General features: G+C 51.2%; 12 protein-coding genes. 8 read left to right on the top strand and 4 right to left on the bottom strand.

The genetic code is table 11. The features are described from left to right. Positions 1-126 precede the first annotated feature (126 nt). Positions 127-1,062 (top strand): sugar phosphate isomerase/epimerase family protein, encoded by a 936-nt coding sequence (locus ACO064_RS30255; protein WP_421830898.1) that lies wholly within the window; start codon positions 127-129, stop codon positions 1,060-1,062. Positions 1,063-1,286: 224 nt separating this feature from the next. On the opposite strand, the gene folE is transcribed toward ACO064_RS30255, so the two are convergent. Then, positions 1,287-2,021 (bottom strand): GTP cyclohydrolase I FolE, encoded by a 735-nt coding sequence (gene folE / locus ACO064_RS30250; RefSeq protein WP_421830897.1) that lies wholly within the window; start codon positions 2,019-2,021, stop codon positions 1,287-1,289. Then, positions 1,984-2,400 carry a 6-carboxytetrahydropterin synthase gene (locus ACO064_RS30245; protein WP_421830896.1) on the bottom strand — a complete coding sequence of 139 codons (417 nt, stop codon included), beginning with the start codon at positions 2,398-2,400 and terminating at the stop codon, positions 1,984-1,986. Before ACO064_RS30245 ends, folE begins: the two co-directional genes overlap by 38 nt. Positions 2,401-2,798: 398 nt before the next feature. Here ACO064_RS30245 and ACO064_RS30240 point away from each other — a divergent pair, with 398 nt between their 5' ends. The 7 genes from ACO064_RS30240 (at position 2,799) to ACO064_RS30210 (ending at position 9,932) form a co-directional block, all read left to right on the top strand. Next, entirely contained in the window at positions 2,799-4,091 is a 1,293-nt protein-coding gene (locus tag ACO064_RS30240) for a Gfo/Idh/MocA family protein (protein WP_421831083.1), read from the top strand. Between the two features lie 119 nt (positions 4,092-4,210). Further along, complete coding sequence (locus ACO064_RS30235; protein ID WP_421830895.1) at positions 4,211-5,443, top strand: sugar MFS transporter; 1,233 nt, start codon at positions 4,211-4,213, stop codon at positions 5,441-5,443. Then, positions 5,443-6,519, top strand: coding sequence for a mevalonate kinase family protein (locus ACO064_RS30230; protein WP_421830894.1), 1,077 nt, complete (start codon positions 5,443-5,445; stop codon positions 6,517-6,519). Before ACO064_RS30235 ends, ACO064_RS30230 begins: the two co-directional genes overlap by 1 nt. A gap of 152 nt (positions 6,520-6,671) precedes the next feature. Next, complete coding sequence (gene ispG / locus ACO064_RS30225; protein ID WP_421830893.1) at positions 6,672-8,693, top strand: (E)-4-hydroxy-3-methylbut-2-enyl-diphosphate synthase; 2,022 nt, start codon at positions 6,672-6,674, stop codon at positions 8,691-8,693. A gap of 87 nt (positions 8,694-8,780) precedes the next feature. After that, on the top strand, positions 8,781-8,969 hold the full coding sequence (locus ACO064_RS30220) for a DUF6728 family protein (RefSeq protein WP_114406564.1): 189 nt from the start codon (positions 8,781-8,783) through the stop codon (positions 8,967-8,969). Continuing rightward, the gene (locus ACO064_RS30215) at positions 8,966-9,319 is read left to right on the top strand and encodes an MmcQ/YjbR family DNA-binding protein (RefSeq protein WP_421830892.1); all 354 of its coding nucleotides are present in this window, start codon (positions 8,966-8,968) and stop codon (positions 9,317-9,319) included. The genes ACO064_RS30220 and ACO064_RS30215 overlap by 4 nt, the downstream gene beginning before the upstream one ends. Positions 9,320-9,383: 64 nt before the next feature. Beyond that, positions 9,384-9,932, top strand: coding sequence for a tetratricopeptide repeat protein (locus ACO064_RS30210; protein ID WP_421830891.1), 549 nt, complete (start codon positions 9,384-9,386; stop codon positions 9,930-9,932). 3 nt (positions 9,933-9,935) lie between these two features. Here the strand turns inward: ACO064_RS30210 and ACO064_RS30205 are convergent, their stop codons facing one another. Together ACO064_RS30205 and gldC are read right to left on the bottom strand one after the other, a co-directional pair. Beyond that, a complete protein-coding gene (locus ACO064_RS30205; protein ID WP_421830890.1) occupies positions 9,936-11,129 on the bottom strand; it encodes a DUF255 domain-containing protein in 1,194 nt (397 codons plus the stop codon). A 127-nt stretch (positions 11,130-11,256) separates the two neighbouring features. Further along, complete coding sequence (gene gldC / locus ACO064_RS30200) at positions 11,257-11,607, bottom strand: gliding motility protein GldC (protein WP_114406560.1); 351 nt, start codon at positions 11,605-11,607, stop codon at positions 11,257-11,259.

Below are 11,607 nucleotides of genomic sequence, written 5' to 3'. Positions count from 1 at the left end.
TACACCGCAAATGTATTGCATTCCGAACTGATTTCAAAATCCATTCAGCTGGTGGTTAAATTTTAGTATCTTTCCTCCTGATACATGTACTAATTTCGTGATTAACCCATTTAAAACGATTAACCTATGACTTCGCGTCGCTCCTTTTTAAAACAACTCAGCGTCCTGACTGCCACGGCATCTGCCCTTCCCGCTTTGGCCGAAGCCGCTGCAAAAAAACCGTTCTTTGAGATTTCGCTGGCCGAATGGTCGCTGCACAAGGCGTTGTTCAACGAGAAAAAAATTACGAATCTGGACTTCCCCGCCCTCGCTAAAAATGAATTTGGCATCGATATCGTCGAATACGTCAACCAGTTTTTCAAAGACAAGGCGCAGGATGCGACGTATCTGAAAGAATTGATGATGCGCTGCAAAGACAATGGAGTTCGAAATCACCTCATTATGATCGACGGCGAGGGCTATCTGGGCGAAACCGATGCGGCCAAACGCAACGAAGCCGTTGAAAAACACAAGCCCTGGGTCGAATGCGCCAAAACACTGGGCTGCAAAACCATTCGGGTCAATGCGTTCGGAAAAGGAACGGCAGAAGAAGTGGCCAAAGCCGCCGTGGAAGGACTGGGAAAACTGGGCGAATTTGCCAAAACCATGAACATCAACGTGATTGTCGAAAACCACGGCAGTTACTCGTCCAACGGGCAGTGGCTGACGGGCGTTATGAAGCAGGTCAACATGAAAAACGTGGGTATTCTGCCCGATTTCGGCAATTTCTGCATCAAACGCAGCGACAATTCTGAATGGGGCGGCAAGTGTGTGGAAGAATACGACCGCTACAAGGGCGTGGGTGAAATGATGCCGTTCGCCAAGGGCGTCAGTGCCAAAACCCACGATTTCGACGCCAGTGGCAACTGTACGGACACCGACTATATGCGCATGATGAAAATCGTGAAAGACAGCGGTTTCAAAGGCATCGCCGGGATCGAATACGAAGGCTCAAACCTGAGCGAATACGAAGGCATCAAAAAAACAAAAGCGCTCCTGGAGCGCGTAGGGACAATGGTATAAGTTAAAAATTGAGTTAGATTAGGATTGCATAGGAAAAGAATAGTAAATGAAAAATGATGAATACTAACTGTAAAAGTGCTGGATTGGGAGCTACTTTTACAGTTAGTATTCATCATTTTTCATTTACTATTCCCTTTCTATTTATTGTATTTTGAAGGGGAGTGAAATCTTAAACAGCTTCGTTAAAAGTAGATGACGAAATCAAATCGAGCAGGTACTTTTAATTAAAGCGCAGCGGTTGGTTCGCTGACGTGGCGCAGGAATTCCTGCCGGGTGGCTTCGTCGGTCTTGAATTTGCCGCCGTAATGCACCGTCACCGTCGAGCTGTTGACATCCTGAACCCCGCGCATCGAAACGCACAGGTGCCGGGCGTCGATCACCACCGCCACATCTTCAGTTTCCAGCACGGTTTTCAACTCATTGGCAATCTGCACCGTCAACCGCTCCTGCACCTGGGGGCGCTTGGCGAAATACTGCACAATGCGGTTGAGTTTTGACAATCCAATCACTTTACCACTCGAAATATAGGCCACGTGGGCGCGGCCGATGATCGGGACAAAATGGTGTTCACAGTGTGAATGGACGGTGATGCCTTTTTCCACCAGCATTTCATTGTACTGGTATTTATTTTCAAACAAGGCCGCCTGCGGTTTTTTCGCCGGATCGAGACCGCTGAAAATTTCCTTGACGTACATTTTAGCGACGCGCCGGGGTGTGCCTTTCAGGCTGTCATCGGTTAAATCCAAGCCTAAAATGTTCATGATGTCGCGAAAATGGTCTTCAATCAGGTCCACTTTTGCCTCATCGCTCAGGTCAAAGGCATCGTCACGCAACGGAGTTTCGATGGAAGACGCCACGTGGTCATCGCCTATTTCATCGACCGTCATGTCATGAAGCAGGTCATAAGCAGGATGATGGCCGTTAGACCGGGTATTCAACGAAGTTCCGTTCGGTTTCATAGAGTCTAATTTTCAAATCCAGAGATGAATCTAGCTGACTGCGCAGCGAATCGTAAATAACAATAGCAATATGTTCGGCAGTTGGATTGAGGGTTTTAAATTCTTCCGTATCTATATTGAGGTTTTTGTGGTCAAACTGGTCCGTAACACGGTCTTTGATCAAATCACTGAGCAATTTCATGTCCATGACGAAACCCGTGACGGGGTCCACCTCGCCGGTGACCTGAACAATCAGTTCATAATTATGGCCGTGGTAATGAGGATTATTGCACTTGCCAAAAACCCGTTTGTTCTCTTCATCCGACCATTCCGGATTGTGGAGACGATGAGCCGCGTTGAAGTGTTCTTTGCGGAACACCGCTACCCGTTTTTTGTCCATTCTGTCAGAACCGGTCGCCCGGATTTTTCGATTGATACTAATTCTCGACCAAAATGTCGTCAGAAAGGATGTCTGCAACACATTTGAGCCGTCAAGCGGTAGAATAATCCGCCTTCAGGAAGCAATTTCAGTCAGTTTCGCAGGGATAACAGCCCGGTTTCTGATTTGGTTCATACGTATATACCGGCGGTTTTAAGAAATTATGAAGTCTACCTGAGACGCCTGTCGGCAACTCTGTAGTTAAAAACACAAGTAATCCCGTCATTTTTTTGGCTCTACCAATATTTTGCTTTTTTTTACGGCTTAGTCCTAAACAAACCCTTAACGACCGAACCTCCTTGAAAACGAATCGACGTCATTTTCTGCGTTCTGCGGCCGCAACCGTTTCCTCCGCCCATTTGTTTCCGACCATTCTGACCGGTGCCCCGGTCCAGGACAAGAAAGTCCGGCTGGCTTTTATCGGGGTGGGTGGCCGGGGCCGCAGCCATGTCGATCAAGCCATTTACCGGAACGATGTGGCGATTACGGCCATTTGCGACATCGATCCCGATGCGATCAACCGCACCAAAGCCATGATTAGCAAAGCCGGGCGACCCGAGCCGGCGGTTTTTGGCAAAACAGACGAAGATTTTCTGAACATGCTCAAACGCGACGACATCGACGGCGTCGTGATTGCTACACCCTGGGAATGGCACGTGCCGATGTCGGTGGCCACCATGAAAGCGGGTAAATACGCGGGTGTTGAGGTGTCGGCGACGGTTACCCTGAAAGAATCCTGGGATCTGATCGAAGCGTCGGAAAAAAGCGGGATGCCCTGCATGATTCTGGAGAACGTCTGCTACCGGCGCGATGTCATGGCGGTTTTAAATATGATTCGTCAGGGGCTGTTCGGCGAAATGCTGTATGCCCACTGCGGCTACCAGCACGACCTGCGGACCGTCAAGTTCAATGGCGGTATGGGCAAAGAAGGCGTCGAATTCGGGGCCAAAGGCTATTCCGAAGCCCGCTGGCGGACCCAGCATTCCGTCGACCGCAACGGCGATCTGTATCCTACCCACGGTTTGGGGCCGGTCGCTCACTGGCTGGACATCAATCGCGGCAACCGGTTTATGTACCTGACGTCCACCGCCACCAAAGCACGGAGTCTGCACAAATTTGTGGTGGACAAAGGCGGAGCCAATCACCCGAACGCCAAAGTGAATTTCAAGCTGGGCGATATTGTTACGACGGTCATCAACTGTGCCAATGGCGAGAACATCGTCATTATGCACGATACGAACTCACCCCGCCCCTATTCGCTGGGCTTCCGGGCGCAGGGAACCCAGGGCATCTGGATGGACGACGGCAAAACCATTTATATTGAAGGAAAAAGTGCCAAACCGCACCAGTGGGAGCCTTTTAAAGAATACCAGGACCAATATGATCACCCAATCTGGAAGCGTCACGCCCAAACCGCCGAAAATGCGGGCCACGGCGGAATCGACTTTTTCGTAATCCGGGCTTTCATCGAGTCCGTCAAGCGGAAAGTGCCGCCCCCAATCGACGTGTATGACGCTGCGGTTTGGAGCGCCATCAGTCCCCTTTCGGAAGAATCCATCGCCAAAGGCAGCAAACCGATTGAAATTCCGGACTTTACGCGCGGCAAATGGAAGACGAATAAGCCTATTTTCGCACTAACAGATGACTATTAATTCGGCGATGGCCCGATAATCAGAATAAAATTCTTAATTAATAAAAAAATTTAAAATATATTGAACGACTGCGTGTTATATTGCAGGCTCTTTCTTAATTTCTCCAAACTTCACAAAAAATGACTCCGACTGCAACCCGGAATTCAACCAATAGCTACCTTGGGCCGCTGCTCATTGTCGGCATGTTATTTTTCATTTTCGGATTTGTCACCTGGGTCAATGGGGTGCTCATTACCTTTTTCAAACAGGCTTTTCAGCTCAGCACCGTGGGTTCGAACCTGGTGGTGTCGGCGTTTTTCATTTCCTACACGCTCATGGCGATTCCGTCGTCCTGGCTGCTCAAGAAAACGGGCTTTAAAAACGGGATGTCGCTGGGATTGATCATCATGGCCATTGGCACCATCACATTCATCCCGGCGGCCAAGGCGGTTTCGTATCCGTTGTTCCTGGTCGGTTTGTTTCTGATCGGTATCGGTTTGACGGTTCTGCAAACGGCTTCCAATCCCTACGTGACCATCCTCGGCCCCCGCGAAAGTGCCGCCCAGCGGATTAGCTTCATGGGTGTTGCCAACAAATTAGCAGGAATTATCAGCCAGTTTATTTTCGGCGGTTTGTTGTTAACGGGTGCCAACGTTATTTCGGCCGAAGAATCGCTGAACAAAGTAGTAACGCCGTATTTGATTCTGACGGGCGTTCTGGTGGTGCTCGCCATGCTGATCCGGTTCTCCACTTTGCCTGAAGTATCTGAAGAGCAGGAAGAAGATAAAGCAATAACAGCCAAGCCGTTAACTACCGATAGTGTCTGGCAACATGCTAACCTGGTTCTCGGTGTTCTGGCCATTTTTTGCTACGTGGGGGTTGAAGTCATTTCGGGCGATACGATCATCAACTACGGCGTTGCGCTCGGTTTTTCAAATGATCAAGCCAAATACTTTACGGCCTACACGTTGTACGGTATGCTGGGCGGTTACATTCTGGGCATCATCCTGATTCCGCGTTTCCTTTCGCAACAAAAATCACTCATCATCGGCACGAGTCTCGGTCTGGTTCTGACTATTGGCGCTTTACTGACCAACGGGTTTACGTCCGTTCTGTGCATCGCGCTCCTGGGATTCGCCATTGCACCAATCTGGCCAGCCCTCTGGCCGTTGTCGCTCGATCGGCTGGGTAAATTCACCAAACTGGGCTCTGCTTTATTGATTATGGGGATTTCCGGCGGTGCGTTACTGCCCCTGCTGCACGGCTACCTGACCGACGCCGTTAGTCCGAAACTAGCCTACGCGATGATCCTGCCTTTGCTAAGCTACATCTTATATTACGCGCTGGCAGGAAGCAAAAAACACACCTGGTGATGAGTCTATTAAGCGTTTCAACTCCCGGCAGAATCTGTTTATTCGGCGAACACCTGGATTACTTGGGGCTGCCCGTCATTGCCGCAGCCATCAACCGGCGAATCCGGATTACCGGTTCGCACCGGTCGGATCGAAAAGTGGTGATCAACCTGCCGGATGTTAACGAGCGGGAAGAATTCGAGCTATCCGATTCCAGTCTGGTGTATACCAAACCGCGTGATTATTTTCGGAGCAGTTACAATGTTTTGTTGAAACACGGCTACCGGTTTTCGAAGGGGGTTGAATGTGAGGTTCACGGAAATATCCCGATCAATTCCGGTACGTCGAGTTCATCGGCGCTGGTGGCTTCCTGGCTGCATTTTCTGATGCGCCTGAGTGACCGTCCGCGTCTGCTGAGTCGGCAGGAAATCGGGAACATGGCCAATGAAGCCGAAGTGCTCGAGTTTGGCGAACCGGGCGGCATGATGGATCATTATTCCACCGCCATCGGCGATGTGATCTACCTGGAGTCGGAGCCGCACATTGAAATCGAAGAATTACGGCCCAAACTCGGGGCTTTCGTGCTGGGCGACTCGCTGGAAGCCAAAGATACACTGGATATTCTGGGCCGGGTGCGAAACGGGGTCAACGGGATTGTCCGGAAAATCAAAACCGTCAACCCGGAATTCTCGCTCCATACCACGGATGTTCTGGAAATTGACGACTACCGCCCTTTCTTATCGTACGAAGAAAATACGCTGCTGGAAGGCACGGTTTCGAACCGCGATCTCCTCCGTGAAGCCCGGCAGGTGCTGGAATCGGCCGATCTGGATCACATTCGGCTCGGCAATTTACTCAATCGCCACCACACCAATCTGCGGGATGCCCAACGCATTTCGACTCCAAAAATCGACCGGATGCTCGAAGCGGCATTGAATGCCGGGGCGCTGGGCGGCAAAATCAACGGTTCAGGTGGCGGTGGCTGTATGTTTGCCTACGCACCCGGCCACGCGGGGGCCGTCGCCGAAGCCATTGAACGCCAGGGCGGTGCTGCCTATATTATTCGGGTAGACGAAGGCACGAAAGTTGAAGAATAGACTAATCAACTGATTATCAACGTATTTCGGTTTCCTTTTCTGATTTTCCGAAATGAACAATTTCGGAGAAAAGCGGGTTCTATTACTAGCTTTTGCGGGGAAAACGCGCCGGTTTTGTACCTTTGTCCTCTTCCGCACTCGCTGTTTAGGCTATGCTTGACTACGCAACACCGTCTTTAGTACCATCCGCCGAAAAACCGGCTCTCTATTGCAACTCCTTAACCGGATACTCCCGTCGCAAAACCATCACGGTTCCCATCGGCAACGTCCCGCTGGGCTCTGATTATCCCATCCGGGTTCAGTCGATGACGACCATCGACACCATGAACACCCTGGGTTCGGTCGAGCAGTCGATCAAAATGATCGAAGCGGGTTGCGAATACATCCGGATTACGGCACCCAGTGTCAAAGAAGCCCAAAATCTCGAAAACATCCGCAAGGAACTACGCGCCCGGGGCTACACAACACCCCTCGTCGCCGATATTCATTTTACACCCAATGCCGCCGAACTGGCCGCCCGGATCGTCGAAAAGGTCCGGATCAATCCCGGCAATTATGCCGACCGGAAGCGGTTTGAAGTCATCGAGTATACCGACGCGTCCTATGCCGCCGAACTGGAACGCATTCGGGCCAAATTCCTTCCCCTGATCCGGATTTGCAAAGAATACGGCACGGCCATGCGGATTGGCACCAACCACGGTTCGCTCTCGGACCGGATTCTGAGTCGCTACGGCGATACACCCCTCGGCATGGTGGAATCAGCCCTGGAATTCCTGCGGATTTGCGACGATGAAAACTACCACAGCATTGTCCTATCGATGAAATCCAGCAATCCGCAGGTGATGGTGGAAGCCTACCGCCTGTTGGTTCAGCGACTGGATGCCGAAGGCTTAAAACCGTATCCGCTGCATTTGGGCGTTACCGAAGCGGGGGAAGCAGAAGATGGCCGGATCAAATCGGCTGTCGGCATTGGTACGCTGCTGGAAGACGGTTTGGGCGATACCGTCCGGGTTTCGCTGACGGAAGATCCCGAACTGGAAGCCCCGGTGGCGCAGGCGCTCATCGACCGCTACTCAAAACGGGCGGGCCATACAGCCATTCCGGAAATCCGGAACTACCCCATTAACCCGTATCAGTATACCCGGCGAAAAACCAGAGAAGTCGCCAATTTCGGTGGCGTCAATGTACCGCGCGTCATTGCCGATTATTCCGAGATACCAGTTACCCACCACGAACAACTCCGATCCATCGGCCATTTTTATTTGCCCGTTCCCGACAAATGGCGGATGAATGATCTGGGCGCCGATTACCTGTATACCGGTTCTCAGCCTGCTTCGTTCATGTTGCCCAACGGGTTGAAAGAAATTCTGGATTATTCGGCCTGGCTTTCCGCCCCCGATCAGGTTCATAAATTCCCCCTGCTCAACACGAATACCTACCTGAACAGCCGTCAAAAACCGGGCGGTTTGCATCCGGTTCTCAATTTCGTTGTGACCCACCTGGGTGACTTTTCAGATGACCTGGCTAATGCGCTCCGTGAAGATCAACACGTTGTGCTGGTGGTTCGAACGGAAAACGCCCACGCGATGGCCGAACTCCGGCGATTGTACGTCGAGTTGATCATCCGCGAAATTCCCTGCCCGGTCGTAACGCTGCGGAGTTTTCCGGATAGTCAGGGTGACTCTTTGCAATTGTATGCCGCCACGGACATCGGCGGATTGCTGGTCGATGGCCTGGGCGATGGAGCCTGGCTGGCGACAGATCGACTTCCCAACCTGTCAACTGAAGAGCGCCTGGCGACGGCAAACCGGTACAATTCGACGGCATTTGGCATTTTGCAGGCGGCCCGAACCCGGATGTCGAAAACCGAGTACATCTCCTGCCCTTCCTGCGGACGAACGTTATTCGATTTGCAGGAAACCACGGCCACAATTCGCAAACGCACCGACCACCTGAAAGGCATTAAAATCGGGATCATGGGCTGTATCGTCAACGGACCCGGCGAAATGGCCGACGCCGATTATGGCTACGTTGGAATTGGCAAAGACAAAATTTCGTTGTATCGGGGTCAGCAAGTGATCAAAAAGTCGGTCACCGCCGAACACGCCGTCGATGAACTGATCGAATTGATAAAAGAAGACGGTCGCTGGAACGAACCGGAATCTGAGTTATAAATTAAGAGTTAATAGTGAAGAGTTAGCCACTCTGCATTCTCTCACCGATTTAACTCTTGATTTTTAACTCTTAACTCTTAACTCACTATGTCTAAGATTGGAGATTATTTCAAGTTGGGTGACGTCTTCCGGTATTTCTACCGGGTTTTTCAGAAACCGGACCCCAGTCGCCCGACGAACACCAACATTCGCATGATGCACGGAATTAACCGGATTTCCATCATCATGTTTCTGTTCTGTCTGATTGTGATGATTGTCCGAGCCATCATGCGATGAACATTGAAACGCTGCGCAATTACTGCCTGAGCAAACCCGGTGCCAACGAGTCATTTCCGTTTGGCGAAGACATACTCGTCTTCAAAGTCGGCGGGAAAGTGTTTGCCTTAACGTCGTTGGAGGCCCGCCCGCTGTCGGTCAATCTGAAATGCAACCCGGAACTGGCTGTTGAATTACGCGAGCAATACGATGCAGTTCGGCCCGGTTATCACATGAATAAAGTACACTGGAACACCGTTCTCATCAACGGAACGATTCGGGAAATTGATCTGAAAACATGGATTGACCATTCCTATGACTTGATCGTTGCCAGTCTACCAAAAACCGTTCGGCAAGAACTGGAAAAATAGGATACGGGTTGCAAATGCCCGGTTTTTCAGCTAGTTTACAGTAGTTTTCTGAAAGCTTCAGGTTATGGAAGTTGCGCTGATAGGATTCTTCTTTATTTTCTACCTGGTTGTCCGGTATTTTGTGATCGACCACGACACGCAGGCGGAGAAAGACCGTGTTCGATTTGCCGAAGGCATCAATCTCGTCCAGTTTCATCGCTACGATGAAGCATTTGCCTACTTCGATCAGGCCGTTAAACAACATCCCAAATCGTCCCTGGCGTTTGCCTACCGGGGAAAATGCCACCTTCGGAATGAAAATGCGTATTCGGCCCTTTTCGATCTGACGGTTGCCCTCAGCCTCGACAACACCATTCCCGATTCATACCTCGATAAAGGCATTGCCCTCTACCAACTGAATCAGTTCGGTGAAGCCTTCAAGGAGTTTGACAAAGCCGTCTGGTATTTCCGGGGTCAGCAACCCGACGCCATCCGCTGGCGGGCACTGGCCCGGATGCAGCTCGACCAGTATGGTCCGGCCCAAAAAGACCTGATTCGGGCCATCGAGCTGGGCGATGAAAATTCGGCGTATCTGCTGAAACAACCGCCCTTCTCCAACGTCATTTATTCCTGACGATCACTTCAACCGGCTTAGCTGCTCGGTATTCCGCTTCGTATCGATTTTAGCGGCTTTCGCCATTTCCAGCGACTTTTGCGCGGCTTTCAAGCCCTCGGCGGTTTTTCCACCCCGGCGGTAAACCTCAGCCAGTTCAAAATACAAATCGGCCTGCTCGGCGGGGCTTTTTGCCTGCGGAATGGCTTTGTTGGCCCAGCGGGCTACCGTCGGCGCATCGCTGGCATCCGGGCTTTTCCGGTTGAATAACCGAATCACATACAGGTATTCCGGCGTGGAGAACTGGTTCTGGGCCATGTGATCGTCCATTCGGGAGGCCGCTTTGGTGGCCTGGCCCGCCCGAAAATAGGCGTTGATTTCGGGCAGCAGCGTGCGGTTACTGGCGACGCGTCCGTCGATACCCACTTGCTGAAGCTGGTTCCGGATGGTGATGATTTTGGCGGCCGGATACTGATTACCCCGGCTACTGTACAACGAAGACATGAGAATATTTTCCGCAACCGTTTTGACCTGCTCCGCACCGTTGGGTTTGATAAATTGATCGAGGTGACCGATCATGTACTGAAAAAGCGGGTTGCCGACGTCCAGAATCAGCTTTTGCAACACGAGCCAGTTCGTTGGGTTCGTAAAAGTATTGGCCGCCTGCCGGGAGGCATACTCGTTCATCACCCGGATGTTTGTCACCGTATCGCGCGTCACCCGGGCATACATCCCGTAATCGATCAGAAAATTCGCGGAGCGCTCCCCATCTTCAAATCGTTTCCGCATAGCCGACGACCGGATTTCCGGATTCAACGCCGTGGTTCCGTGCCGAATCACCTCATCCGTCGAGTTGTTACTCATCGCCATGTGAATCAGATCTCCCTGCGAATTGAAATATAAAAACAGCGGTAAAGAGGGAACAAACAGGCGGTTTTTGTCCAGAAAAGCGATGGTACTCTTGTTGGAAATATCAATTTTGGTACTGATGAAGCGGGTGTTGTAGAATTTCCCTACCGTTTTGTTCGCAAACGTGGGAATGAAACTCTGGCAAACGTGGCAGGTTTCCGAATACACTTCCACAAAAACCGGCTTTTTGGCTTTCCGGGCCGCACTTAAGACCGCTGTCAACGGGTCTGCCCGAAACTGAACCCCCTGCCCAACGGCCAAACCGACCGTCAGCCAAACAACAATCACGACTGAACTCAAAATCTTCATCAGTAAAGGGTTTACGGTTTACGGTATTCAGTTTTCGGTTTATCGCGTCAGTTCCGTAGGGGAACCGCACAGCTCCGGCGGCCCGGCGAAAACTGAATACCGTAAACCGAATACAATCTGTCGTTCGCTATGCCTGTTTCTGCTGCTCGCGGTATTCTTCTTCCACTTTTTTGCTCAGGGCCCGGCAGAGGTTGTCGATCTGATCGGCCATCGACTGGTCGCCCGTGGCCGTAACGATGGTGTCGGCGAGGCTGCCAAGCACTTCGACGCAAAACCGCTTCATATCGGTGACGGCCATGTCTTTAGTCCACAAATTCAAGCGCAGCGTTCCCTGGTTGTAATGATCCCATACCGAAACCACTACCGCTTTGGTATCACTCAGTCCTTCATTGGGATTATCCGTAGCGTTCCAGAAAATTTTTTCGGGGATATTGTGGTCGTCTAATTCAACCGCAAAATTGATTTCTGATTTTTTCAT

The sequence above is a fragment of the Larkinella sp. genome (genome assembly GCF_965227735.1).
GTDB lineage: Bacteria > Bacteroidota > Bacteroidia > Cytophagales > Spirosomataceae > Larkinella.
Note: the sequence above shows the minus strand (reverse complement) of the source record. Positions and strands in the feature narration are given on the sequence as shown.